This window comes from Phenylobacterium sp. (assembly GCF_013822795.1).
Lineage (GTDB): Bacteria > Pseudomonadota > Alphaproteobacteria > Caulobacterales > Caulobacteraceae > Phenylobacterium.
On the sequence record NZ_PNLB01000001.1, the window covers coordinates 130,537 to 155,840 of the forward strand.

A 25,304-nucleotide genomic window follows, 5' to 3' on the forward strand; every position below is an offset into this window, starting at 1 on the left:
GAGCGACGATCAGTAGCGCGAGGGGATGACCACCTTCAGGGTCTCGTAGCCCTTCACGAAGGACGACAGGACGCGCTTGGGCTCCTCGACGACCTCGATCGCGGGGAAGCGCTGGAGGATCTCTTCCCAGAGGATCTTGAGCTGCAGTTCGGCCAGGCGGTTGCCCACGCAGCGGTGGATGCCGAAGCCGAACGACATGTGGTTGCGGGGGCGTTCGCGGTCGATGATGTAGTCGTTCGGACGCTCGATGACTTCGTCGTCGCGGTTGCCCGAGACGTACCACATGATGACCTTCTCGCCCTTCTTCATCTGCTTGCCCTGGAACTCGAAGTCCTGGGTCAGGGTGCGGCGCATGTGGGCCAGAGGCGTCTGCCAGCGGATGGTTTCCGACACCATCGACGGGATCAGCGCCGGGTTGTCGTAGAGCTTCTTCTTCTGGTCGGGGTTCTGGTGCAGGGCCAGGACCGAGCCGGTCATGGTGTTGCGGGTGGTGTCGTTGCCGCCGACGATCAGCAGGATCAGGTTCCCGAGGTATTCCATGCGGTCCATGTTCCGCGTGGCCTCGCCATGAGCGAGCATCGAGATCAGGTCGCCCTTCGGCGGTTCGTTGACCCGCTCGTTCCAGAGGCGCGTGAAGTAGTCCACGCACTCGAACAGCTCCATCTTGCGTTCCTGGTCAGCGACCTCGGGATCGTTGGAGCTGAAGAGGCCCGACTCCGGACCGGCGGTGGCGACGTCCGACCAACGGGTGAGCTTGCGGCGCTCTTCCCAGGGGAAGTCGAACAGAGTGGCCAGCATCTGGGTGGTCAGTTCGATCGAGACCTTGTCGACCCAGTCGAATTCCTCGCCGATCGGCAGACTGTCCAGCGTGCGCTGGATGCGCTCGCGGATCAGCGGCTCAAGCTCGTGAAGGCTGGTCGGCGAGACGATCGGGCTGACGGTCTTGCGCTGGATGTCATGCTTGGGCGGATCCATCGCAATGAACATCGGCAGCTGGAAGTCGTCTTCCGGGTCGAAGATCGTGATCGCCGGCTCGGACGAGAACACCTCGTGATTGGTGTCGACGGCCATGATGTCGTTGTACTTGGTCACCGACCAGTAGGCGCCGTGCTCGTGCAGCTCGGCCTTGTGGTAGTGGACCGGGTCCTCCTTCCGGAGGCGCTCGAAATAGGGCCACATGGTGTCGGAGCGGAACAGCTCCGGATCGGCCACATTGATTTCGTCCAGCGGCAAGGCGTAGGCCTTGGCGCGAGCTTCAGACTTAAGGTCGACGGCGCCGTCGCTCATCACATTTCCTCCGAGGTCCGGCCTTGGGTGACCGCTGTTCACCTGACAATGGCGCCGGAATGGCTTCAGGGGAAGTTGCTGGCGTGCAACAGAAAATCTGAACTGACAAAACGACCGGTCGTGCGTAAATCCGAAATCTGCGAACACCTGTTTGAAACCGGAGCGACCATGTCGGCCGACGTCCTCTTCAAGCCCTTTGAATTCAAGGGGCTGCGCCTTCCCAACCGCATCGTCATGGCGCCGATGACTCGTTCATTTTCGCCCGACGGCGTGGCGACCGACGAGGTCGCACAATACTACAAGCGCCGCGCGGCGGCCCAGGTCGGCCTGATCGTTTCGGAGGGGACGGGCGTCGATCGGCCAGCTTCCCTCAACGACAAGAACGTTCCGCGATTCCACGGCGAGAAAGAACTGGCCGCCTGGAAGCACGTGATCGACGAGGTTCACTCCGTCGGCGGCGTGATGGCGCCGCAGCTCTGGCACGTCGGAAACGTTCGGACCCGCGACCCGGAGTGGAACCCGCCGGGCCCCTATGACAGCCCGTCCGGCCTGTCGCGGCCGGGCAAGGAATTCGGCGCTCCGATGACCGACGAAGAGGTCGCCGACGCGATCCGCGCCTTCGCCGAGGCCGCCGCCGCCGCCAAGGCGCTGGGCTTCGACTCCATCGAGCTGCACGGCGCCCACGGCTATCTGATCGATCAGTTCTTCTGGGACGGCACCAACCTGCGTGAGGACGCTTACGGTTCGAAGGACCTGCCCGGCCGGGCACGGTTCGCCGCGGACATCCTGAAGGCGGTCCGCAAGGCGGTCGGGCCGGACTATCCGGTGATCATCCGCATCAGCCAGTGGAAGCAGCAGGACTACGACGTGAAGCTGGCCCAGGACCCGAAGGCGCTGGAAGCCTGGCTGGGCGCTCTGGTCGAGGCCGGCGCCGATATCCTGCACTGTTCGCAGCGTCGGTTCTGGGAGCCGGAGTTCGAGGGCTCGGATCTCAACTTCGCCGGCTGGGCCAAGAAGCTCACCGGCGTGCCGACGATCACGGTGGGTTCGGTCGGCCTGTCGGGCGAATTCATCGCCGCGTTCGCGGGCGAGGGCTCCAAGCCTGCGTCGCTGGAGGAGCTGGAGCGCCGCCTGGACCGCGGCGAATTCGACCTGGTCGGCGTCGGCCGCGCGCTGCTGCAGGATCCGGAGTGGGTCGTGAAGATCCGCGAAGGCCGCACCGGCGACCTGAAGAACTTCGAGCGCGACGCGCTGGCGAAGCTCTATTGATGACGGACGAGATCCTCCCCTCATTGGGGGAGGTGGATCGGCGCGCAGCGCCGAGACGGAGGGGGACTGCTCTCAAAGAAGAGCTCCAAGTCCCCCTCAGTCAGCCATTCGGCTGACAGCTCCCCCAGAGGGGGAGCATCTGATCCCTATGCGTTGAAGTTCAGCTTCAGACCTGACCGCGGCCAGGTGGTCTTATAGAGCTTGCCGGTCGACGAGGCGGTGATCCACGCCGTCTTCATGTCCGGTCCGCCGAAGCAGATGTTGGTCGTGATCAGATCAGGCACCGGATAGTGCTCGACCGTGCCGTTCGGGTCGAAGGCGGTGATGCCGCCGTTGAGGATGGTGGCGACGCAGACCTTGCCCGAGGCTTCGACCGCCAGGCTGTCGAGGAACTGCACGCCCGGCAGGTTGCAGACCGAGCGGCCCGCCGCGAAGCCGAGCGGCGGCGAGAGCACGCCGGGCTCAACGACGTCGAAGGCCCACAGGCGGCCCAGCTGGGTGTCGGCGAGGTAGACGGTCTTCTCGTCCGGCGAGAGGCCGACGCCGTTCGGCGAGATCAGGTGGTCGCGCTGGCGGCTGACATGGCTGCCGTCGATCTTGGCGTAGTAGAGCGCGCCGAACCGGCGGCCGTCGACCGTGCCCGAGCCGTGGTCGGAGAACCAGAAGCCGCCCTGCTTGTCGAACACCAGGTCGTTGGGGCCGACGAAGGGCCGGCCTTCGCAGCTGTCGTAGAGCGTCTTGAGTTCGCCGGTGGCGAGGTCGAAGCGCTGGATGTAGCCGCCCTTGTGGGTGTCGGGGGTCGGGCCGGGGATGGTCAGGCCGTCCTGCTGGGGCCAGGTGAACGAGCCGCCGTTGTTGGTGATGTAGATGGCGCCGTCCGGGCCGATGGCCGCGCCGTTGGGGCCGCCGCCGGTTTCGACCACCGTTTCCTTGCGCCCGTCAGGATAGACGCGGGTCAGGCGCTGGCCCTTGATCTCGGTGAGGATCACCGAGCCGTCGTTCATGGCGATCGGGCCTTCGGGGAATTCGAAGCCCTCGGCGACAAGTTGCATGTCCATGGTCGTTCCTCCTGGCTCGCCACTCGGAACGGTGGCGTTGAAGGCTCGACTATGACCCGATCAACGGCGTTCCAACACCCGAATATTAAACGCGTGTTCGTCGCCCTCGCCGGCGGGGTAGGAGACGCTGCTGACCTCAGTCCAGCGGGCCTCGTCGATGGGCGAGAGGGTGACGTCGCCGGGAACCTCGGCGTCGACCTCGGTCAGGTAGATGCGCTGGGCGCGGCTGAGCGCCAGCTCGAACAGCGAGGCGCCGCCGATGACGCAAAACTCGTCGACGCCGTCCTCCGCCGCCTGTTCGCGGGCGATGGAGACCGCCTCGCTGAAGTTGTCGCAGACCACCGCGCCCTTGGCCTCGAACGAACCGTCGCGGGTCAGCACGATGTTGGTGCGGCCGGGCAGCGGCTTCTTGGGCAGGCTCTCCCAGGTCTTGCGGCCCATGATCACCGGCTTGCCCATGGTCACGGCTCGGAAGTTGGCGAGATCGGTCTTCAGCCGCCAGGGCAGGGCGCCGTCCTTGCCGATGACGCCGTTGCGGTCGCGGGCGATGGGCCCGGCGGTGAGGATCGGGATGCTCATCCCCCGCTCATATCAGAGTCTGTCCTTGCACGGGCAGGTCGATCACGGCGCGCAGGCCTGGATGGGCGTCCTCCAGCTCCAGCGTCCCGCCGTGCAGCTTGGCGCAGGCGGCGGCGATGGCGAGGCCAAGGCCCCCGCCAGGCTTGGAGCGGGCCGCGTCCAGGCGCACGAAGCGCTCGCGGACGCGGCCGCGATGTTCGGGCGCGATGCCGGGACCGGTGTCGGCGACCACGATGCGCAGGCGGCCTGGAGCTTCCTCGATGGCCAGGCGGACGAGCGCGCCTTCGCCGGCGTGGTGGGCCGCATTATGCAGCAGGTTGCCGACCGCCTGCCGCAAGATCAGCTCGTGGCCGTTCATGACCAGGGGCGGGCGTGGGGCGGGCGCCACGAAGGTCTGGCCGGCGTCCTCGATCACCGGGGCGAACAGCTCGCCGACCTCGGCGACCAGGGCGGCGAGATCCAGCGGGGCCATCATGTCGCGTGACAGGCCCGCCTCGGCGCGGGCGATGTCCATCAGCGCCGAGAGGGTCGAGAGGGCGCGGTCAGCTTCGTCGTGGGCCTGTTCGATGGCGTCGAGCCGAGCGTCCTCGGCCAGGTCCGGCTGCATGGCGCGGGAGAGGTCGGCGCGCATGCGGGTCAGCGGCGAGCGCAGGTCGTGGGCGAGGCTGTCGGTGACGGTGCGCATACCGGTCATCAGCTCTTCGATGCGGTCGAGCATGCCGTTCATGGCCTCGCCCAGGCGGTCGAAGGCGTCGCCCTTGGGGTGGGTCTCGGTGCGGGCCGAGAGATCGCCGTCAGCGATGCGCCCCGCGGTGGCGGCCAGGGTGTCGATGCGCCGGAGCAGCAGGCTGTTGAACCACAGGGCGGCCAGCAGCACCGCGCCGACCGCCGCCAGCAGGGCGACGCCGGCGCTGGCCACGAGCGCGCGGCGGAAGGCGATGCGCTCGCCGATATCCTCATAGACCACCAGGGAGCCGCCCATGGAGAGCGGCTGAACCAGGACCCGCCAGGGCGAGCCGCGGCCATCCTCGAAGATCTTCAGTCGCGCGGCCCCAGAGGCAGGCAGCGGCTGCTTGGATTCCAGCCGCGCGCCGCCCAGCAGGCGCCCCTCGGCGTCGTAGAGCGCGTATCGGAAGCCGCCGCCGGGATCGGTCTTTTCGCGCAGATCGAGAGCTCGGGCGAGGGGGGCGACCCCCTCCTCGTGCGCGAAGGCGACGAAGTAGTCGCGGGCGGCCTCGGCGACTTCGCGTTGCCGCTTGCCGATGATCGCCTCGCCGATGCCGTCGACCATCAGCAGGCCGACGGCGAGGGCCGAGAGCGCCACCGCCAGCAGGACGAAGAACACCGCGCCAGGTCGCAGGCGCGAGCCGAGCGGCCTCATGGCTCCTGCGACAGGCGATAGCCCGTGCCGCGCAGGGTGTGGAGCAGCGGCTGGGCGAAGCCCTCGTCGATCTTCTTGCGCAGGCGGCTGATGTGGGTGTCGACGACGCTGGTGTGAGGATCGAAGCGGTAATCCCAGACCTGTTCGAGCAGCATGGTGCGGGTGACGACGCGGTCTTTGTGCCGCATCAGGTACTCCAGCAGCTTGAACTCGCGCGGCAGCAGGTCGAGCGTGCGGCCGTCCCGGCTGACCCGGCGCGAGAGCAGGTCGATGGAGAGGTCGCCGCAGGCCAGCCGAGTCTCGATCTCGGGGCCCGGTCGGCGGCGCATCAGGTTTTCCAGCCGCGCCGACAGCTCGGAGTAACCGAAGGGCTTGGTCAGATAGTCGTCGCCGCCGGCCCGCAGGCCCTTCACCCGTTCATCGAGATGGCTGAGGGCAGAGAGAATGATGATCGGGGTGGAGATGGAAGCCGCGCGCAGCGCCTTGATGACGCTGAGGCCGTCCATGCCAGGGACCATGCGGTCCATGATGATGGCGTCGAAACCTTCGCCGGATGCGGCGTAGAAGCCGTCGCGGCCATCGACGACGTGCTCGGCCGTGAAGCCTTCCTCGCGCAGGCCCTTGAGGATGTAGTCGGCCGTCTCGGCGTCATCCTCGACCAGCAGGATACGGCGGCTCATGGAGGCGCTCCGTCATGCTCGGCGGCGAGGATGGCCCGGTTTTCACAAGGCTCCAAGACGGTCGGGCGGCCGCGGGAGACCGGCCGCCCGACCAACGCGCCAGGGGAGGTGGGGATCACCCCTTGGCGACGCACGCCTTGACGAAGGCGGCCTTGTCGCCGGTGTGCGTCTTCTGGCTGGCCCAGGACTTTTCGCACTCGGCCTTCTTGGCGGCCGGGGAGGGCTTGGCGGCGGCCATGGTGGATTTCGCCGGGGCGCTGGGGGCGGGCGTCGCTGCGAAGGCGGCCGAGCCGGCCACCAGGCTGAGGGCGAGGACGGCAGGGGCGATGAGATTGCGCATGAGGCTCTCCTTGAAGTGTCGGCCGGATCGTTCCGGACAAGGAGAGAAAACCGCCCCGGCCCCTCAGGCGCCGGTCGGCGAACTCGCAAATCTGTAAGGTTGGCTAGACCGCGATCGGGGCGGCGATCTTGTCGTGGGCCTTGTAGCCGCGGAGCTTGAAGTCCTCGAACTCGAAGGCGAAGAGGTCGCGCTTGTCGGCGATTTCCATGACCGGCAGCGGCAGCGGTTCGCGGGCCAGCTGCTCACGGGCCTGGTCGAGGTGGTTCATGTAGAGGTGCGCGTCGCCCAGGGTGTGTACGAATTCGCCCGGCTGCAGCCCGGTCACCTTGGCGACCATCATGGTCAGCAGGGCGTAGGAGGCGATGTTGAACGGTACGCCCAGGAAGACGTCCGCCGAGCGCTGGTAGAGCTGGCATGACAGCTTTCCGTCCGCGACGAAGAACTGGAAGAGGCAGTGGCAGGGCGGCAGGGCCATGTCGTCCACGTCGGCCGGGTTCCAGGCCGAGACGATGTGGCGGCGCGAGTTGGGCATGGTTTTCAGCCCCTCGACCACGTTGGCGATCTGGTCGATCACGCGGCCGTCCGGCGCGGTCCAAGAGCGCCACTGTCTGCCGTAGACCGGGCCAAGCTCACCCTCGGCGTCGGCCCATTCGTCCCAGATGCTGACGCCGCGCTCCTGCAGCCACTTCACATTGGTGTCGCCGCGCAGGAACCACAGCAGCTCGAGAATGATCGACTTGCGGTGCAGCTTCTTGGTGGTGAGAAGCGGGAAGCCCTTGGCCAGGTCGAAGCGCATCTGGCGGCCGAAGACGCCCAGGGTGCCGGTGCCGGTGCGGTCGCCGCGCTGCGCGCCGTTGTCCAGGATGTCCTGGAGCAGATCGAGGTATTGCCGCTCGGGGTGATCGGCGGCGCCCGACGTTTCGGCGATGGCGACATGCGCGTTCATGCGGGGGACCCAGAGCTCATGACTGCGGCCGATTCGCGACTGAGTCGTGGCGCCTGTCGAATCACTCGAGCATGTTCTCCACATCTGGACGGCCAACCCCAAATAGCGCAGATATCCAGGACAACCCTCACAGTTGCGTCGACGTGCGGCGCAATCTTTCCGACGGACAAGTCGATGCTCGTTTCGATCGCCATCGCCGCCATGCTCGCGGCATCCAGCGCGCCGGCCGCTGAGGCCACGCCGGCTCCGGTTCCCCCCGCCGCAACGCCAGCGCCGGTCATACCGCCGGCGCCCGCCAAGGCCGCGCCCAAGGAAGAGAAGGTCGTCTGCAAGTACGAGGCGGAGACCGGCAGCCGGTTCTCCAAGAAGGTCTGCCTGACGCCGTCGCAAATGAAGATCCGCCGTGACGAGGCCCGCAAGGCGCTGTCCGACATCCAGACCAACGCCGGGATCGCGCCCTAGCCGGCGAAGCCTCCGTCGGCCAGGAAGGCCAGCTCTTCGGTGGTGCTGACGCGTCCCAGGCAGATGTTGCGATGGGGGAAGCGACCGAAGCGCACGATGATGTGGCGGTGCAGGTCGGCCCAGCGCAGCGATTCCGCGTCACCCGCCTCGTCCTTCAGCCGGGTGAACAGGCGCACGGCCTCGTCTTGGTCGGCGAGATCCTCGGAATGCTCGAACGGCAGGTAGAAGAACTGGCGCAGGCCAGCTTCCGTCGCCCGGTCGTGGCCTGAGGCGACGGCGTTGCGGGCGACGTGGCGCGCCTTGGCGTCGGTGGCGAAGGCGTGGCCGGAATTGCGGTAGAGGTTGCGCGGGAACTGATCGAGCAGGATCAGCAGCGCCAGCGACCCCTCGGCCGAGGCCATCCAGCCATCGTACTCGCCACGGGCGGCGGCGTGGTGCACCGGTTCGAACCGCAGCGCGATCGCCTCGTCGAACTTGGTGCTCTTGGCGAACCACTTTTCGGGCCCGGCGGCCGTCCAGAAACCGACCACGTCCTTGGGTGTCGCCGCCATTTATCGCCCTCCAGTCTGGATAGACTATGTCCGACGGCGACGGATTCGGCTCAAGGGCGACCGCGCACATTCAGTTTTTCCGGCGAAACGCCGCATCGCCGCGAGCTTCCCTTGACCTCCGCGCAAAATTCCCCTCCATAGCCCGGCCTTTGCTGCGGCGCCGTTGCGCGGAACCGTGGCTACCTTCGACTTCAGGAGAATGATCATGCGCGTCTACTATGACCGCGACGCCGACCTCGCCCGCATCCTGGACAAGAAGATTGCGATCGTAGGCTATGGTAGCCAAGGTCGCGCTCACGCGCTGAACCTTAAGGACTCCGGCGTCAAAGACGTAGTGGTAGCGCTTCGCCCCGGCTCGGCGACCGCCAAGAAGGTGGAAGCCGACGGCCTGAAGGTGATGACCGTGGCCGAAGCCTCGGCCTGGGCCGACGCGATCATGGTGCTGGCGCCCGACGAACTGCAGCGCGGCATCTACGCCAACGAAATCGCTCCCAACATCAAGGACGGCGCGGCGCTTCTGTTCGCGCACGGCCTGAACGTGCACTTCAACCTGATCGAGCCCAAGGACAGCATCGACGTCCTGATGATCGCGCCGAAGGGCCCGGGTCACACCGTGCGCGGCGAGTATCAAAAGGGCGGCGGCGTGCCGTGCCTCATCGCCATCCACCACAACTCGACGGGCAACGCGCTGGACTTCGGTCTGGCCTACGCCTCGGCGATCGGCGGCGGCCGTTCGGGCGTCATCGAGACGACCTTCCGTGAAGAGTGCGAGACCGACCTGTTCGGCGAACAGGCCGTGCTCTGCGGCGGCCTGGTGGAACTGATCCGCGCTGGCTTCGAAACCCTGGTCGAGGCGGGCTACGCGCCCGAAATGGCCTACTTCGAGTGCCTGCACGAGGTGAAGCTGATCGTGGACCTGATCTACGAAGGCGGCATCGCCAACATGAATTACTCGATCTCGAACACGGCCGAGTACGGCGAGTACGTCACCGGTCCGCGCGTCGTGACCGCCGACACCAAGGCGGAAATGAAGCGTGTGCTGGAAGACATCCAGTCGGGCCGCTTCGTGCGTGACTTCATGCTGGAGAACGAGGCCGGCCAGCCGAGCCTGAAGGCGACCCGTCGCCGCGCCAGCGAGCACCAGATCGAGGAAGTGGGCCAGCGTCTGCGCGCCATGATGCCCTGGATCACCAAGAACAAGCTGGTCGACCAAGCCCGCAACTAAGGGCGCTCAGCTTTCAGAGACGAGAAAGGTCCGGACTCGCGTCCGGGCCTTTTTCATGTGTCCGGCTTGGTCGCGGGTCCGGCGCCGTTCACCGCTGCGGCGGGCCGATGGTGCTGAGCGGCGTGCGCCTGCCGCCGCAAGGGCTAGGCGCCGAAACGGGTGACGTAGCGCTCGGACAGCACGGCGGTGGCGTCCATGCGCTTCTGGTTCGGGCCCATCAGTTCCAGGTGCACGTGGTCGGTCATGCCGTCCGGGTAGCGGGTCTGCAGGCCGTGGGCGGCGCCGATGTCCTGGCCCAGGCGCACGACGTCGCCCTCGGCGACACTGGGGTCGATGTAGAACACCCGTGCCACGTACTTGATGGCCGGGTTGGTGATCTCGACGAACTTCAGATGCTTGTCGTCGGCATAGGCCATGCCGACCTTGGTGACATAGCCGGAGATCGGCGCGGCTACCGGCTGGCCAGCCTGCGCCATGAAGTCGACGCCCTCGTGCTTGCGCGAGCCGCCGTCGCGCGAGGCCCCGAACGCGCCGAAGCCATAGGCGTCATGGGTGCGCGGCGACTGGCCGGTCGGATTGACGAAGTCGGCCGCGCCGTCGCCGTCGACGTCCTTGCCCTGCCAAACCAGAACCTTCTCGCCGGTCGCGGGCGGCGCGACGGGTTCGAGCGCCAGCGCCAGCGGCTTGGCGCCGTGCGCGCTGGTGAAGTTGGCGCGCGCGGCCGCATGGGCGCCGGCCTGGAGGAAGCCCGCAGCGAGAACGGCGGCGCCCAAGGTCAGCCAGGTCTGAGTCATCCAGATCTGGAACTTGTCGGGAGCAGGCGTCGTCGTGGCGCGGAACATGCGTCTGTCGTTTCCTCTGCGATGGCGGCTGATCGGCGTTCGGCGCCGGGCCCGGTCTCGCCCCTTGGGTGTCCATATGGAGACTCGCGCCGCGATGCAGCATGTGACCGGGTGTCGCTGGTCTAATTGCGCAAGGTCACGGTTGCGTGAGCCTGGGCGACGCGCGCTTGAGGTGTGTTACGATGTGATCGCGAGTTGTTTGCAGTATCGCCCCGATTTTGATGAGGGCGTGCGGTCGGGCCGCTGATTTCGATCTGACCTATTAGAGCCTTGCGTGTCAGTTATTCTGATCGTGGCTAAGGAAAGTCTCAAATTCTGTTCGTAATAGTCAAATCTATACCCGTGCCCGTCCGCCATGCGGCGAGGTGCGCACGATGAGTCGTCTGATCGTGGTGTCCAACCGCGTGCAGCCTCCGGGCGACGGCGGCGAGGGCGCGGTCGGCGGCCTGGCCATGGCGCTGGCGGCGGCGCTGCGCGAGCATAGCGGCGTGTGGTTCGGCTGGAGCGGCCAGACGGTCGACGAGTACTCGGGCCAGATCGCCATCCAGAAGGTCGGCGGCGTCACCGTGGCGACGGTGGATCTCGAAGAGCAGGACCGCCAGGAGTACTACAACGGCTATGCCAACCGCACGCTCTGGCCGCTGTTCCACTATCGCGTGGACCTCAGCTCCTACGAGCGCTCGTTCAGCGAGGGCTATGCGCGGGTCAATGCGCGCTTCGCCGATGCATTGACCCCGCTGGTGGGGCCGGACGACGTGATCTGGGTGCACGACTACCACCTGATCCCGCTGGCCCAGGAGCTGCGGCGGCGCGGTGTGCGCAACCGCATCGGCTTTTTCCTGCACATCCCCTGGCCGGCGCGGCGGCTGCTGCTGACCCTGCCCGAGCACGAGGCGCTGGTGGAGGCGCTGTTCGATTACGACCTGCTGGGCTTCCAGACCGAAGACTCGGCCAGCGCTTTTCGGGACTATGTCACCGCCGAGGTCGGCGGCAGCGTCGAGCCGGACGGTCTGGCTCATGCCTTCGGCCGCACCGCGCGGGTCGGCGCCTTTCCGATCGGGCTGGACGTCGAGAGCTTCGAAGCGGCCGCGAGCGGCGAGGTCGCCAAGGCCGAATTCGACCGGATGCAGGCCAGTCTCAATGGTCGGGCGATGATCGTCGGTGTGGACCGGCTGGACTACTCCAAGGGCCTGGAGGAACGCTTCCTGGCCTATGAGCAAGTGTTGACCGACCACGAGGAGCTGCGCGAACAGGTCTTCCTGCTGCAGATTGCGACGCCGAGCCGTGAAGAGGTGGACGCCTATCAGGAGATCCGCGCGCGGCTGGACGCGGTGACCGGGCGCATCAACGGGGCGTTCGCCACCGTCGACTGGGTGCCGATCCGTTACGTGAACCGCGGCTACCGGCGCGATGAGCTGGCCGGCGTCTACCGCGCCGCGCGGATCGGCTTGGTGACGCCGTTGCGCGACGGAATGAACCTGGTGGCCAAGGAGTATGTTGCAGCCCAGGACCCGCAGGACCCGGGCGTGCTGGTGCTGTCGCAGTTCGCCGGGGCCAGCGAGCAGATGCAGCAGGCGCTGATCGTCAATCCATTCAACCGCGAGGAGGTGGCTGAGGCCATCGTGCGCGGATTGGCCATGGACAAGGCCGAGCGGATCGAACGTTGGAGCGCCTTGATGGACGGCCTGCGTCGCACCGATGTGGCGGCTTGGCGCGACGACTTCGTTACGGCGCTGATGACCACCGCGCGTGGCTGATTAGACCGGCCAGATCCCCTGGTGGAGGACCACGCGATAGCCGTCTGGGTCCTCGTAGGTCACGCCCTCCCGGTCCCAGTAGGGATTGAACGACTCGACGGGCTCGTGGCCGCGTCGCCGCATGACGCCGATCATCCGACTCCAGGCGCGGGCGTCGGGCATGTAGACCACGAGCAGATTGTCTGGCGTCGGCGCGCGGCCGGCGGCGTGCCCACGCGCGCTGGTGAACTCCAGATGATAGGGCGCGCCCGGAAAGCCCAGGATCACCCCGTCGAAGCCGTCGTGATCTGAAAAGCGTGTCAGTTCCGGAAAGCCGAGACCGTCGCGATAGAAGGCGACGACCGCCTCCATCTGGTCGGTCGGCCGCGCCACCCGCAGGATGCAACCGGCCAGCGGCGGTCGTTCGAGGGTGATGGGCGACATCGCGGCCTCCTGATTTGGAAAGGAGTTCCTTTCCTAAAATAGCCGACCAATTTTGTAAAATAATGGCTTTGCAAAAGGCGATGACCTGCGAGGTCATCGACGCTGCGGGAAAGGCCGTCCATGCTGCTCCGATGACTGATGCCCTGAGCGCCTTGCACCCCCTCGATGAGGCCGTCCGCCTGGAGCCTGCCGGCCCTGGCGCCTACCGCGGCGCGACGTCGGCCCCTTACTGGAACATGGCCGGGCCGTTCGGCGGGACGACGGCGGCGATTCTGATGAAGGCGGTGCTCGACCATCCGCAGCGGCGCGGCCGGCCGGTGGCCCAGACCGTCAACTTCTGCGCGGCGGTCGCCGAGGGCGCGTTCGAGGTCGTGGTGCGACTGGTGCGCGACGGGCGATCAACTCAGCACTGGCAGGTGGAAATGCTGCAGGCCGGGGTGGTCGTGACCACCGCCAGCACCGTGACCGGTCCCGACCGCGAGACCTGGAGCCATGCCCCGGCCGCGCCGCCAAGCGTGCCGCCAGCGGCCCAGACCCCGGTGCTCGACACCTCCGGGCGCACCGGCTGGCGCGGTCGCTACGAGTTCCGCTTCGAGCGCGGCGAACCGATCCCTGGGGCCGCGAGCCCGCAGGCGCCGGGGGCGGCGCTGTCGCACAGCTGGGTGCGGGACGAGCCGCCGCGGCCGCTGGACTACGTCTCGCTGGCGGCGATCTGCGACACCTTCGTGGTCAAGATCCTGCAGGTGCGCGGCGACATTCCGCCGGTCGCCACGGTCTCGCTGTCGACCTATTTCATGGCCGACGAGGCGGCGCTCTCCCGGCAGGACGCGCGCCCGGTGCTGGGCGTGGCCGACGCCCGCGTCTTCCGCCACGGCTTCAACGACCAGAGCGCGGAGATCTGGTCGGACGACGGCGTCCTGCTGGCGGTCTCGCACCAGGTGGTGTGGTTCAAGAGCTAGAGCCAGCCGAGCGCCGCCTCTCCCCGTAGGATCGTTTCGGCCTCGTTGGTGTGCTTGGCGCCGTCGCGGGGGTGCAGGACCAGGGGCGGCAGTAGTTGCAGCGGGGCCTTGCCGGTCTTGAGCGCGCGGACCAGCACGCGCTTGGCCGGGGCGTCGGCGTGGGAGTGGATCGGGCGAATCTGGAACGATCCGGCCTTGGGCGCGAGCAGGGCGAGGATGTCGGCCAAGCGATCGGCCCGATGAATTACAGTGATCGAGCCGCCCTCGCGCACGGCCTTCAGCAGAAAGCCGATCCAGGCGGCGAGGCCGCCGTCGGCCATCCACGCGCCGAGCTTTTCGGGCGTGGGCGCGCGCAGGGCGCCGGGATCATCGAAGAACGGCGGGTTGGCCATCACCGCATCGAACGGCTGCAGGGCTAGGCGCTTGAAGGGGAGGGCGACGTCGGCCTCCACGATTTCGACGCGATCCTGCAGGCCGTTGGCCTGGACGTTCTGGTGGGCGAGGGCGGCGGCGGCGGCGTCGCGCTCCACGCCGACGAAGCTCGCCCCCGGACGGCGTGTCGCCGCGGCGAGCAGCGCGCCGCCCGCGCCGCAGCCGGCCTCCAGCACGCGCGCGCCGTCGGGGGCGTCGCAAGACGCTGCAAGCAGGGCCGCATCCATGCCTGCGCGGTAACCTCGCACACCCTGGCGTAGCAGGACTCGCCCGCCGAGCAGCCGGTCCTCAGAAAATGCGGGGTCTGTCAGGTCTGACACTGGTTCCATTTGCGCTCGGAGACGGCTAAGCCCGCCTTGACCCTGGTCTATCCCGTGACCATTGTCCCCCGCAAACGCCGGCCCCCTCGCGAGGGGCGTCGAACGCCTTGGAGTTTCGGTATTTTGGACGCCGCCAGCGCCGCGATCGCCCGCGAAAAACCCGTCTCGATCGACGGGCTCCTGGAGCTCGCGAAGCCCGACATGGCCAAGGTCGACGCCCTGATCCGTGATCGCATGCAAAGCCCCGTGTCGGTGATCCCGGCCCTGGCCGAGCACTTGATCGGCGGATCGGCCAAGCGGCTGCGGCCGTTGCTGACCATCGCCGCGGCCCGTGTGGCCGGGGCGCAGGACGACGCCTGCCTGAAGCTGGCGGCGGCGGTCGAGTTCATTCACACCGCCACCCTGCTGCACGACGACGTGGTCGACTCCTCGCAGCTGCGCCGCGGCAAGGTCGCCGCGCACCTGATCTGGGGCGCGCCGGCCAGCGTGCTGGTGGGCGACTTCCTGTTCGCCCGCGCCTTCGAGCTGATGGTTGAGGCCGGCTCGATGCAGGCGCTGGAGATCCTGGCCCGCGCCAGTCGCGTGATCGCCGAGGGCGAGGTGCTGCAGCTGACCCGCGCCCACGATCTGAACCTGTCGCAGGATCTCTATCTGGAAATCATCCGGGCCAAGACCGCCGAGCTGTTCGCCGCCGCGGCCGAGGCCGGCGCGGTGTCGGCCGGCGCCAGCCCCGAGCGCCGCGAGGCGTTGCGCAAATTCGGGCAGGACTTGGGCCTGGCCTTTCAGCTGGTCGACGACGCCCTCGATTACAGCGGTGACGCGGCCACCCTGGGCAAGAACGCCGGCGACGATTTCCGGGAAGGCAAGGCGACCCTGCCGCTGCTGCTGGCCATCGCCAAGACCGGCGCGGCCGAGAAGCCGTTCTGGGATCGGACGGTCGGCCGCCGCGAGCAGACCGACGAGGATTTCGAGCGCGCCCGCGGACTGGTCGCCTCGACCGGCGCCGACGGCGCGACCTTGGCGCTGGCCGGCGACTACGCCGCGACCGCCAAGGCGCAATTGGCGGACTTTGCGGCCAGCAACAGCTGGCGCCCGGCGCTGGAAGACCTCGCCGACTTCGCAGTCCAGCGGAAGGCGTAGCGGCCTCGAACCCCAAACACAAAAAAGGCCGCCCCGGGGGCGGCCTTTTTACGTTCAGGGCGTCGATGATCAGCCCGGGCTGATCATCTTTTCCGGGCGGACCAGGGCGTCGAACTCTTCGTTGGTGACATAGCCGCCGCCGACCGCTTCGTCGCGCAGGGTGGTGCCATTCTTGTGAGCGGTCTTGGCGATCTTGGCGGCGTTGTCGTAGCCGATCTTGCTGTTCAGGGCGGTGACTAGCATCAGCGAGCGCTCGAGCGCGGCCTTGATGTTGTCTTCGCGGGCCTCGATGCCGACCACGCAGTTGTCGGTGAACGAGATCGAGGCGTCGGCCAGCAGGCGGCAAGACTGCAGGAAGTTGTAGGCCATCACCGGGTTGAAGACGTTGAGCTCGAAGTGGCCCGACGCGCCGGCGAAGGTCAGCGTGGCGTTGTTGCCGAACACCTGGGTGCAGACCATGGTCAGGGCCTCGCACTGGGTCGGGTTGACCTTGCCCGGCATGATCGACGAGCCCGGCTCGTTCTCCGGCAGGGCCAGTTCGCCAAGGCCCGAACGCGGGCCGGAGCCCAGGAAGCGGATGTCGTTGGCGATCTTGAACAGGCTGCCGGCGATCGTGTTGATCGCGCCGTGGCTGAAGACCATGGCGTCGTGGGCGGCGAGAGCTTCAAACTTGTTGGGCGCAGTCACGAACGGCAGGTGAGTGATGTCGGCGATCTTCTTGGCGACCAGTTCGGCGAAGCCGACCGGCGCGTTGAGGCCGGTGCCGACCGCGGTGCCGCCTTGGGCTAGCTCATAAAGGCCGTAGAGGCTGTCCTTGATCCGGCGCACGCCGTTGGCGACCTGCTGCGAGTAGCCGGAGAACTCCTGGCCGAGGGTGAGGGGCGTGGCGTCCTGGGTGTGGGTGCGGCCGATCTTGATGATGTGGTCGAAGGCCTTGACCTTGACCTTCAGGGCCGCGTGCAAGTGCTCCAGCGCCGGCATCAGCTCCTTGGCCACCTGTTCGGCGCAGGCGATGTGCATCGCCGTCGGATAGGTGTCGTTGGACGACTGGCTCATGTTGACGTGGTCGTTCGGGTGCACCGGGCTCTTGGAACCCATGACGCCGCCCAGCATCTCGATGGCGCGGTTCGAGATCACCTCGTTGGCGTTCATGTTCGACTGGGTGCCGGAGCCGGTCTGCCAGACCACCAGCGGGAAGTGGTCGTCCAGCTTGCCGTCGATGACTTCCTGGGCGGCGGCGACGATGGCCGCGCCGATCTTCGGGTCGAGCTTGCCGAGCTCCATGTTGGCTTCGGCGGCGGCGCGCTTGACGATGCCCAGGGCGCGGATCACCGGCTTGGGCTGGCGTTCCCAGCCGATCTTGAAGTTGCCGATCGAGCGCTGCGACTGCGCGCCCCAATAGACGTTGGTCGCGACCTCGATGGGTCCGAAGGTGTCGGTCTCGGTGCGGGTCGCGGTCATGGTGTCTTCAGCTCCGGTGAGTTCGCAGCGCCGGTTTAGCGAACGCGCGCGAGACTGCAAGGCGCGCAGGCCCTAAGGAGGGTCATGGACGGCGATTGGATATCCCACGGGAAGGTGCGGGCGCGCGAGGCCGAAGGCGTCGTCGAGGTGGTGGTCGACGGCCTGACCACCCAGGCCAAGTACTACAAGCCGCTGGTCTACGAGTTCTTCCGCAAGGCTTGGCGCGGCTCGCGACCCAGTTGGGGCGAGTTCGGCGTCGACATCGTCATGGAGTATGTCGGCGACCCGCCCTGGATCGACCTCGACAACCTGGCCAAGGCGATCCTCGACGCGATCAAGGGCTACACTTTTCATGACGACGCCCAGGTGGCGCGGCTGTTGGTGGAGCGGCGGGCCGGCGAGCGCGAGCAGATCACGGTCACCGTGCGCAAGCTGTCGGACGTGAACCTGCTCGGGGCCGCCTACCAGCGCTGAAACGAAAGCGGCCGCGCCCTGGAGGGCGCGGCCGCGGTTCGCAATTCCCGGAGGGGTCTACGGGATCAGCGGTACTGCTGGATACGCGTGGTGCGCAGGCCGGCGAGGCCGTGGCGATCGATCGACTTCTGCCAGGCGAGGAATTCCTCGTTGGTCAATGAGTAGCGCTCGCAGGCGTCGTCGAGCGTCAGCAGCCCGCCGCGGACAGCGGCGACCACTTCGGCCTTGCGACGGATCACCCACCGACCGGTGTCGGCCGGCGGCAGATCCTTAAGCGTCAGGGGCGCACCCGTCGGACCGATGACGTACGCCTCGCCGCGGCTGTTCGTGCGCGTCTGCTGTTGTTGCAACATGGCTTTACGCCTTTCCGACCATCACTGTTCGGGAAGAATGTAACGGGTGGGGCATAACGGCCGGTGAATCACGATAGTAAACAAATCCTTGCTCATGATTCGTCGTTGTCCGTTTTTGGTACAGTCTAAGTTATCGAGTGATGTTGTGAGTTGTTAACGACCAATATTACCTCTTAATATTGATCAACTCCTCAAGCATCTGGTCTGCGGTGGTGATGATCTTCGAAGATGCTGAGTAAGCTTTCTGCGTAGTGATCAGGCCGGTGAACTCTGCCGACAGGTCGACGGTCGAGGCTTCCAGTGTACCGGCGGCGATTTCGCCGGCCCCGCCGATGCCCGGCTGCTTGATCACGAACTCACCCGAAGGGATGGTGGCGCGATAGGCGTTACCGCTCACCGCCGCCAGGCCGTCAGGATTGGCGAAACTGGCGAGGCCGATCTTCGCGATCTGGCGAACTTCAGAGTTGTCGAAGATCGCCGAAACAACGCCGTCCTCGCTGACTTCAACGCCGACCACGTTACCGACGTTGGCGCCGTCGGAATTTGCGGAGTTCAGGGTCGAGGGCGAGGCGTACTGGGTGACCTTGCTCCAGTCTAGGGCGATGTCCGAGGCCTGGACGCCGAGACTGTCGGCCCAGCGGGGCGTGCCGGCGGTGCCCGAGGCTCCGAGGTTCAGGGTTGCGGTCGGGCCAAACAGGGTGGTGTCGGCGTGAGTGAGGTCGAGCTGACCGTCGGCGGTGAACATGACGTCGCCCGAGGCGATCAGGCCGTTGGTGGTCCCGTCGTCGATGTCGGTCGCCGGAACAGCGTACATTTCCGCCTTCCACTTGTTCGGCGTCGCGTCGTCCTTGATGAAGGCCACCGCAACCTTGTGGGTGGCGCCGACCGAGTCGATGACGTTCATTTCAAAGGTGAAGTCGGGCTGCACTCCGGTGGCCGGATCCTGGTTGAGAGCCCAATCGGCCATCATGCCGGGCGTGGTGTAAGATGTGTTCTTGGCCGGGTCGGCCACCAGGCTCTTGTTGAGGTTGGCGTTGACCACGATGTTGCCGGTGGCGCGGACGGCCGCGCCCAGGTTCTTCACGTTGATCGACTGCATCATGTTCAGGTCGGACGGGTTCGTGTTGAACGTGCCGTCGTTCTGGACCGGCCAGCCCTGCAGGTAGAGCTTGGCGTCGTTGACGAGATAGCCGTCAGCGTCGACGCTGAACGAGCCCGAGCGGGTGAAGACGCGTTCGTCGTTCGCGGTCAGGGCGCCGCCCTTTGTCGCCACGACGAAGAAGCCGTCGCCCGAGATGCCGAGATCGGTCGGCGAGGTCGCCGACTGGATCAGGCCCTGTTGGCTGATGAACTGGCGGGTGACCGCCTGCACGCCGCCGGCCGAGTAGCGGCCCTTGACCGCCTGGGCGGTCACGACGTTGGCGAAGTTCACCTGGTTGCGCTTGTAGGCGGTGGTGTTGACGTTGGCGATGTTGTCCGAAATCGCCGCCAGGGCCGACGAGTTGGTGATCAGCCCGGAAACGCCGGAGAGCATGGCGCTGTTGATGCTCATGGGTGTCTACCTTTCTATACGAATGCTGGGATCAGGCGCCGTCAGACGGCCTGTTGGGACGACGTGTCGTCGTCCTGCTTGTCGGGATCAGGGGTGGTGTCGGTGGAGGCCGTCTTCGGCACGTCGGCGATGGAGGTGACTTTCTCCCAGCCGATCTGGACGCCGTTGACGGTGATGAAGGTCTTGCCGTCGCTTTGCTCGACGCCGGTGACGACGCCCTTCAGGAAGTTGGTGACGCCCACGGCGGCGCCGGCGGAGTCCTTGGCGGTGATCCGCAGGGTGTAGGTCTCGCCGTTCGGCAGCTGGGCGCCGGTGCGGTCCTTGCCGTTCCAGGAGTAGGTGTGGTCGCCGGCCTTCAGGTCGTCGCCACTGGTCTTCTCGACCTGAACGACCTTGCCGAGGCTGTTGACCACTTCGATGGTCACCTCGGTCGCTTCGCGGTCCAGCTTGTAGGACCAGTCGGCCTTGCCGGCCGTGAGCTTGGCCTCGTTGTGGACCGCGCGGACTTCGCGGCCGAGCAGACTGACTGAGGTCTGGATGCCCGAGCCGGTGTTGGTGACCAGTTTTTCCAGCAGGTCGTTGGTCAGCAGCTGCTGCTCCACGCCCGTCATCTGCACGAGCTGCTGGGTGAACTGGGTGGAGTCCATCGGCGACAGCGGATCCTGGTTTTTGATCTGTGCCGTCAGGAGGTTCATGAACGTCTCGTAGCTGTCGGCCAGGCGCGTGCGCCCGGTGCCCGAGGCGCCGGCGCTGCTTGCAGCTGCGGTAGGATCGATCGCCATGACGGCCCCCTAGATCCGGATGTCGACGCCGGTGTCGGACCGGCGGGCGTATTGAAGCGCGGCGATGGCGGCGGTCTCGGCCGCTTCCCCGGCGGTGCCGAGCACCGCTTGGAAGGCCCGGCCGCGCCAGGCGCCGTCGTTCTGCTGTTGCTGCTGGGCCAGGCCGCGGCCGTCGCCGCCGCGCTCGCCGTTGACGTCGAAGGAGAGGCCGCCCGTCAGGTCGAAGCCGGCCTGTTCCAGGGCGCGCTGCAACTCGTGCGAGCGGGCGCGCAGCTCGGCGGCGGCCTGGGGCGAGTCGAACGACATCGCCGCGGTCATCTTGCCGCTGGCGGCGATCTCGACCGAGACGCTGACATGGCCAAGGCCGGCGGGAGCCAGCTCAACCTCGAATTTCGTAGTCCGGCCTTCCAGCTTCTTGCTGATCTGGGCGGTCAGATTGGCGATGGTCTCGGACGTGGCGCGCACGGGCGCGGCCGCGGCGGGCGCATGAGCGTGCGCGGCCGGGGCGGCCGGCGCGGGGGCCGGAACGTCGGGCGTGTCGGCGGCGGCCGCCGGTTCGCTCTTGGCGTCTTTGGGTGCGAGCGGCGCGGCCTCGGTCTCGAGCGCGGCGGCGGTCTTGCCAGCATCGCCGGCGCTGGCCGCAGCGGTCACCGCGTTAGGCGCGACAACGCCGTCGTCGGCAGGGGCGGCCATGCCGGGCTGGGCGGCGGCGTCGCGGCGGCGTGCGGCGTCAGCGTGGCGCGCGGGCCGTGCGGCCGACTGGGGCTCCTGCGGCTTGACCTCGTCCGCGGCGGCCGGGACGGCGGCCTCGGCCTGAGCGAGCTGAGCCTGCGGGGCTTCGGTCGCGGCGGCGGCCGCGGCGGGCTGGGGCCTCGCAGCGGTCTGCGGTTGCGGCGTCGGGGCGGCTGGCGTGGCCGTCTTGGTCTGCGCCTTGGCGGGCGCGGGCGCGGGCTCGGCGGTGGTCGCCGGCTTGGCCAGCGGGGCGGCGGCGTGAGCGGTCTCGGCGAGCGGCGCCTGGACGTCTTCCGGCAGGTCCGACGGTGCGACCGCCTGCGCCACGGCCTTGGGCGGGGGGGCGGGCAGGGTCTCGCCGGCCGGCGGGGCCGGGGCGAAGGCGGCGGTCGGTGCGGTAGGCGTCTGAGCCGGCGCGTCGCCAGAAACCCCGCCGTCTTCCGCGGGCGCCGCCTGGATCGGTTGGGGGACAACCTGCGGCGCAACCAGCAGCGCGGCCATGGTCATGGCGTCAGCGGGCATGGCCGGCTGCGCCTGAACTGCGGGATCGGCTACCCCGACGTCGCCCGCCAGCTGCTGATCGCCCTCGGCGCCCTCAGGCGTCTCGCCGTCAGCGGCCGCGGCGAACAGGCCCGCACTGCCGGCGACGCCGGCGGCCGCGGACTGGTCAGTCGGTCCAAAGAACGCGGCCAGCAGCGCATCGAATCCGCCCAGCGCGCCCTGGCCGCCGTTCGTGGCGGCGGAGGACCCGACGATCGGGTTCGTAATCGGCAAATTGAACAGAGGCGCTGTCATGGCTTCCGATGAATCCGCCCGGCGCTCGGCTGGGCTTATCGATGGGAGCGCTTCTGCGCCGCGTACATTCGACGGGGCCTGAGCAACCTTCGCGCCAACTGATCAAGTATTTGAAATAAAATAGAAAAGACGATTTCCGTCGGGCGGCGAGTACGGCGTGCGTGGCGTTTTTTGCCGAGCCGAAGCTGCGCGATGGGTCGTCCCTGCCGCCCTGACCGCATCGATGCGCGAGGCGCCCGCCAGCGCGCGCTTCGGAACTGGCGCCGGTCTTGCGCCGTGTTTCCGCGGTTCGGCGAGCTCCAAAACGGATTTCGTTGAAAAGATTGGATTTTTGCATGGCCCTCGCGCGGGCGTTCACCAATATCTCGGCAGATTTCGCCGGGTCGCGCGTCAGGCTTTGCCGGGCGGAGGGTAAACCTTGTCACTGACGGCTATGCTGAAGACGGCTTCGTCCGGGCTGAATGCGGCCCAGATGAACCTGCGCGTCACGTCGGATAATATCGCCAACGTCAACACGTCCGGCTATGTCCGCAAACAGGTCGACCAGATGCCGCTGGTCGTCGGCGGCCAGGGCATGGGCGTCGACATCCAGGGCGTGCGGCGGATCACGGACCAGTATCTGCAACTCGCCTCGCTGACGTCGTCTTCGGACGCCTCGCGCTGGGACGTGTTCTCGCAGTACCTCGACAACGCCCAGAGCCTGTTCGGCAATCCCGGCAAAGAGACGTTCTACTTCTCGCGGCTGGATCAGATTTTCACGGCCTTCGCCGCTGCGGCGGACGATCCGTCGTCGAGCCTGCTGCGCAGCCAGGGGATCTCCAAGGTCGAGGACTTCCTGACCGAGACGGGCCGCATCAACACCCAGATCAACGAACTGGGCGAGACGGTCGACGCGCGCATCTCCTCGAACGTCAACCGCATCAACGACCTGCTGCGGCAGATCAACCAGATGAACGCCGACATCAGCCGCGCCAAGCTGACCAGCGGCGATGCGTCGGGCTCGGAAAACATCCAGAGTCAGCTGGTCGACGAACTGGCCACGCTGATGAACGTCCAGGTGGCGCAACGCACCAACGGCGGGGTGACCATCCGCTCGGCGGAAGGCCTGCTGCTGGCCGGCGACGGCAAGGCTGCGACGCTGAGCTACAACCGCACCGACGCCACCAAGGGCTACATCGCGGTCGAACCGGAAGGGGGCGTGGGCTTCCCGCAACCGATCCAGATTTCTGGCGGCGAAATCCGCGGTCTGATGGACCTGCGCGACACCACCTTGCCGGGGATGGCCGACCAGTTGGGCGAGTTCATCTCGCGCACGGTCGAGCAGATTAACGCGGCGCACAACAAGACCACGGCCTCGCCGCCGCCGAAGGTGCTGAACGGCCGTGACACGGGCCTGGATCTGCCGACCGCAGTGGGCGGGTTCACCGGCAAGACGACGGTGGCGATCCTCGACAAGGACGGCGTGGTCCAAAGCCGCGTCGACATTGACTTCGACGCCGGGACCATGGTTCCGGGCGGCGCCTTCACCCCGGCCAGCTTCCTGACCAGCCTGAACACCGCAATGGGCGGGGCGGCGACGGCCAGCTTCACCAATGGGGCGCTGAGCATCGCCGGGACGGGCGACAATCGCATCGCCATCGACGAAGGCACCTCGACCAAGGCGGGGCGCGGCTTCTCGCACTTCTTCGGGCTCAACGACCTGGTCCGCTCCGGCGACATGATGAGCTACGAGACCGGGCTGCGGGGGACAGACCCGCACGGCTTTACGCCCGGCCAGACCATCAGCTTCCGGCTGGCCCAGGCGGACGGCAAGCCGATCCGCGACATGACGTTTACGGTGCCGGGACCGCCGGTCACCTCGATGGACGATCTGGTGGCGGCGCTGAACGACCCGGCGTCCGGCGTCGGCGTCAACGGCGCCTTCAGCCTGGATTCCAAGGGCGCGCTGACATTCACCGGCTCGGCGCCGCAGAACGCCACGCTCTCGATCACCCAGGACCAGACCCAGCGCGGCGCGACCGGGCCGTCGATGAGCCAGCTGTTCGGCCTGGGCGTGATCGTGCGCAGCGGCCGTGCGAGCAGCTATCAGGTGGATCCGACGATCGCCCAGGACCCGATGAAGCTCGGCCTGGCGACGCTGGACCTGTCAGTGGCGGCCGGGAAGCCGGCGGTCACTGCCGGCGACGGCCGCGGCGCCCGGCTGCTGGCCGCGTCGGGCGACGCCACCACCACCTTCTCGCCGGCCGGCACGCTCGGCACGGTGACGATGACGCTCTCGCGCTATGCGGCCGAATTCGGCGGCTCCATCGGCCGCCAGGCCGAGGCGGCGGAGAACCGCAAGAGCGCCGCGGAGTCGGTGTCGAACGAAGCCCAGGCGCGCCGCGACGCCGTCGAGGGCGTGAACGTCGACGAAGAACTCGTGCGACTGACGACTTATCAACAGGCCTTCAACGCTTCTGCCCGCATGATCCAGGCGGCGAAGGAGCTGTTCGACGTCCTGACGAACATGGTTTAGCGGAGCCTGACGATGTATCGCGTCACGACCGGCGGCAATTACAGTCTGGTTCTTCGGAACATCATGCTCGCCCAGCAGAAGCAGATGAGCGCGGGCGACCGCGTGGCGACCCAAGAGAACGGGGCGAACCTCAAGGACTATTCCCGCAACGCCGAGATGCTCACGGCCATGCGTTCGGTGGAGACCCGCATCGGTGGCTATCTCGACCAGAACAAGCTGATCGCCGACAAGCTGACCACCCAGGACTTTGCGATGACCCAGCTGGGCGACGCGGCGGCCGGGACCAAGCAGGCGATCGAAGAGGCCATCGCCACGGGCCGCACCGACACCCTGATGCAGGAGATCGAGGCGCAGTTCCGCAACGCGGTGTCGTCGATGAACTCGCGCTACGGCGGCAAGTACCTGTTCGCCGGCGGCAAGATCGACACCATGCCGGTCACCGCCCAGGCTCTGTCGGACCTGACCAATCCGCTGACGCCGGCGATCGCCGACTTTTTCCAGAACGACGACTTCATCACCGAGCACAAGGTCGACGACGCCACTACGGTGAAGACTGGACTGCTGGCCGACGACCTGGGGACCCAGATGCTGCAGGCGTTCAAGACCCTGCAGGCGTTCCACGAGGCGACGCCGTTCGGCGGCACCATGACCGATGCGCAGCGGACCTTCCTGACCAACGAGCTCGCCAACTGGGACACCGTTTCCAGCGACGTCATCGACAAGACCGCCCGCAACGGGATGGTGCAGGCGCGGGTGGACGATGTGAAGGTCGACCTGACTGCGCGTCAGAACAGCCTGAAGGGCATGATCGGCGACATCGTCGACGCCAACATGCCGCTGGCTTCTGTCGAGCTGGAGAAAGCGACTCTGGCGCTGCAGGCCTCGACGCAGGTGTTCATCACTTTGCGGGATTCTTCGCTGCTGAACGCGCTGAAGTAGGGCGCTGACGCCGGTGGCCTCGCAAATCCGGGCGCCAACCGCTACATAGC

25 protein-coding genes are annotated in these 25,304 nt (G+C 67.2%); 9 read left to right on the forward strand and 16 right to left on the reverse strand.

The features are described from left to right. Positions 1-9 precede the first annotated feature (9 nt). Entirely contained in the window at positions 10-1,287 is a 1,278-nt protein-coding gene (locus tag C0481_RS00585) for a cytochrome P450 (protein WP_293399419.1), read from the reverse strand. Positions 1,288-1,455: 168 nt separating this feature from the next. Between C0481_RS00585 and C0481_RS00590 the strand changes: the two genes are divergently transcribed. Next, positions 1,456-2,556 carry an NADH:flavin oxidoreductase gene (locus tag C0481_RS00590; protein WP_293400025.1) on the forward strand — a complete coding sequence of 367 codons (1,101 nt, stop codon included), beginning with the start codon at positions 1,456-1,458 and terminating at the stop codon, positions 2,554-2,556. Positions 2,557-2,702: 146 nt separating this feature from the next. Here the strand turns inward: C0481_RS00590 and C0481_RS00595 are convergent, their stop codons facing one another. The 6 genes from C0481_RS00595 to C0481_RS00620 all read right to left on the reverse strand — a co-directional run bounded on the left by C0481_RS00595 (position 2,703) and on the right by C0481_RS00620 (position 7,540). Continuing rightward, the gene (locus C0481_RS00595; RefSeq protein WP_293399422.1) at positions 2,703-3,614 is read right to left on the reverse strand and encodes an SMP-30/gluconolactonase/LRE family protein; all 912 of its coding nucleotides are present in this window, start codon (positions 3,612-3,614) and stop codon (positions 2,703-2,705) included. Between the two features lie 60 nt (positions 3,615-3,674). Continuing rightward, entirely contained in the window at positions 3,675-4,193 is a 519-nt protein-coding gene (locus C0481_RS00600; RefSeq protein ID WP_293399425.1) for a dihydrofolate reductase, read from the reverse strand. Positions 4,194-4,200: 7 nt separating this feature from the next. Further along, complete coding sequence (locus tag C0481_RS00605; RefSeq protein ID WP_293399428.1) at positions 4,201-5,574, reverse strand: HAMP domain-containing sensor histidine kinase; 1,374 nt, start codon at positions 5,572-5,574, stop codon at positions 4,201-4,203. Next, entirely contained in the window at positions 5,571-6,254 is a 684-nt protein-coding gene (locus tag C0481_RS00610) for a response regulator transcription factor (protein WP_293399431.1), read from the reverse strand. The genes C0481_RS00605 and C0481_RS00610 overlap by 4 nt, the downstream gene beginning before the upstream one ends. Positions 6,255-6,369: 115 nt before the next feature. Continuing rightward, positions 6,370-6,594 carry a hypothetical protein gene (locus C0481_RS00615; RefSeq protein WP_293399434.1) on the reverse strand — a complete coding sequence of 75 codons (225 nt, stop codon included), beginning with the start codon at positions 6,592-6,594 and terminating at the stop codon, positions 6,370-6,372. A gap of 103 nt (positions 6,595-6,697) precedes the next feature. After that, the gene (locus tag C0481_RS00620) at positions 6,698-7,540 is read right to left on the reverse strand and encodes a thymidylate synthase (RefSeq protein ID WP_293399437.1); all 843 of its coding nucleotides are present in this window, start codon (positions 7,538-7,540) and stop codon (positions 6,698-6,700) included. Between the two features lie 174 nt (positions 7,541-7,714). Between C0481_RS00620 and C0481_RS00625 the strand changes: the two genes are divergently transcribed. Further along, a complete protein-coding gene (locus C0481_RS00625; RefSeq protein WP_293399440.1) occupies positions 7,715-8,002 on the forward strand; it encodes a hypothetical protein in 288 nt (95 codons plus the stop codon). On the opposite strand, the gene C0481_RS00630 is transcribed toward C0481_RS00625, so the two are convergent. After that, entirely contained in the window at positions 7,999-8,553 is a 555-nt protein-coding gene (locus tag C0481_RS00630) for a DUF924 family protein (RefSeq protein ID WP_293399442.1), read from the reverse strand. The genes C0481_RS00625 and C0481_RS00630 overlap by 4 nt on opposite strands. A 205-nt stretch (positions 8,554-8,758) precedes the next feature. Here C0481_RS00630 and ilvC point away from each other — a divergent pair, with 205 nt between their 5' ends. After that, positions 8,759-9,778: a ketol-acid reductoisomerase gene (ilvC, locus tag C0481_RS00635; RefSeq protein WP_056025800.1), complete on the forward strand. Its 1,020-nt coding sequence runs from the start codon at positions 8,759-8,761 to the stop codon at positions 9,776-9,778. A 143-nt stretch (positions 9,779-9,921) separates the two neighbouring features. Here the strand turns inward: ilvC and C0481_RS00640 are convergent, their stop codons facing one another. Beyond that, complete coding sequence (locus tag C0481_RS00640) at positions 9,922-10,620, reverse strand: M23 family metallopeptidase (RefSeq protein ID WP_293399452.1); 699 nt, start codon at positions 10,618-10,620, stop codon at positions 9,922-9,924. A gap of 374 nt (positions 10,621-10,994) precedes the next feature. On the opposite strand from C0481_RS00640, the gene otsA reads away from it, so the two are divergent. Then, positions 10,995-12,377, forward strand: a complete 1,383-nt coding sequence (gene otsA / locus C0481_RS00645) for an alpha,alpha-trehalose-phosphate synthase (UDP-forming) (RefSeq protein ID WP_293399455.1) — start codon at positions 10,995-10,997, stop codon at positions 12,375-12,377. On the opposite strand, the gene C0481_RS00650 is transcribed toward otsA, so the two are convergent. Beyond that, entirely contained in the window at positions 12,378-12,800 is a 423-nt protein-coding gene (locus C0481_RS00650) for a VOC family protein (protein WP_293399458.1), read from the reverse strand. It lies immediately after the preceding gene. Between the two features lie 131 nt (positions 12,801-12,931). Here C0481_RS00650 and C0481_RS00655 point away from each other — a divergent pair, with 131 nt between their 5' ends. Then, positions 12,932-13,759 carry a thioesterase family protein gene (locus C0481_RS00655; protein ID WP_293399460.1) on the forward strand — a complete coding sequence of 276 codons (828 nt, stop codon included), beginning with the start codon at positions 12,932-12,934 and terminating at the stop codon, positions 13,757-13,759. Here C0481_RS00655 and C0481_RS00660 read toward each other — a convergent pair. Further along, positions 13,756-14,520, reverse strand: coding sequence for a methyltransferase (locus C0481_RS00660; RefSeq protein ID WP_293399462.1), 765 nt, complete (start codon positions 14,518-14,520; stop codon positions 13,756-13,758). The genes C0481_RS00655 and C0481_RS00660 overlap by 4 nt on opposite strands. Positions 14,521-14,634: 114 nt before the next feature. On the opposite strand from C0481_RS00660, the gene C0481_RS00665 reads away from it, so the two are divergent. Next, positions 14,635-15,651 carry a polyprenyl synthetase family protein gene (locus C0481_RS00665; RefSeq protein ID WP_293399464.1) on the forward strand — a complete coding sequence of 339 codons (1,017 nt, stop codon included), beginning with the start codon at positions 14,635-14,637 and terminating at the stop codon, positions 15,649-15,651. A gap of 69 nt (positions 15,652-15,720) precedes the next feature. On the opposite strand, the gene fumC is transcribed toward C0481_RS00665, so the two are convergent. Then, positions 15,721-17,112: a class II fumarate hydratase gene (gene fumC / locus C0481_RS00670; RefSeq protein WP_293399467.1), complete on the reverse strand. Its 1,392-nt coding sequence runs from the start codon at positions 17,110-17,112 to the stop codon at positions 15,721-15,723. 84 nt (positions 17,113-17,196) lie between these two features. Between fumC and C0481_RS00675 the strand changes: the two genes are divergently transcribed. Next, entirely contained in the window at positions 17,197-17,586 is a 390-nt protein-coding gene (locus tag C0481_RS00675; RefSeq protein WP_293399470.1) for a RusA family crossover junction endodeoxyribonuclease, read from the forward strand. A gap of 65 nt (positions 17,587-17,651) precedes the next feature. Here C0481_RS00675 and C0481_RS00680 read toward each other — a convergent pair whose 3' ends face one another. From C0481_RS00680 to C0481_RS00695, 4 genes are all read right to left on the reverse strand, one after another. Continuing rightward, positions 17,652-17,939, reverse strand: coding sequence for a DUF1153 domain-containing protein (locus tag C0481_RS00680; RefSeq protein WP_293399472.1), 288 nt, complete (start codon positions 17,937-17,939; stop codon positions 17,652-17,654). 166 nt (positions 17,940-18,105) lie between these two features. Then, the gene (locus C0481_RS00685; protein WP_293399475.1) at positions 18,106-19,491 is read right to left on the reverse strand and encodes a flagellar hook protein FlgE; all 1,386 of its coding nucleotides are present in this window, start codon (positions 19,489-19,491) and stop codon (positions 18,106-18,108) included. A 41-nt stretch (positions 19,492-19,532) separates the two neighbouring features. Next, entirely contained in the window at positions 19,533-20,273 is a 741-nt protein-coding gene (locus C0481_RS00690) for a flagellar hook assembly protein FlgD (RefSeq protein ID WP_293399478.1), read from the reverse strand. Between the two features lie 9 nt (positions 20,274-20,282). Beyond that, positions 20,283-21,800, reverse strand: a complete 1,518-nt coding sequence (locus C0481_RS00695; protein ID WP_293399481.1) for a flagellar hook-length control protein FliK — start codon at positions 21,798-21,800, stop codon at positions 20,283-20,285. Positions 21,801-22,218: 418 nt separating this feature from the next. On the opposite strand from C0481_RS00695, the gene flgK reads away from it, so the two are divergent. Both flgK and C0481_RS00705 read left to right on the forward strand, forming a co-directional pair. After that, positions 22,219-24,315, forward strand: a complete 2,097-nt coding sequence (gene flgK / locus C0481_RS00700) for a flagellar hook-associated protein FlgK (protein WP_293399484.1) — start codon at positions 22,219-22,221, stop codon at positions 24,313-24,315. 12 nt (positions 24,316-24,327) lie between these two features. Next, a complete protein-coding gene (locus tag C0481_RS00705; RefSeq protein WP_293399487.1) occupies positions 24,328-25,254 on the forward strand; it encodes a flagellin in 927 nt (308 codons plus the stop codon). Positions 25,255-25,304 lie beyond the last annotated feature (50 nt).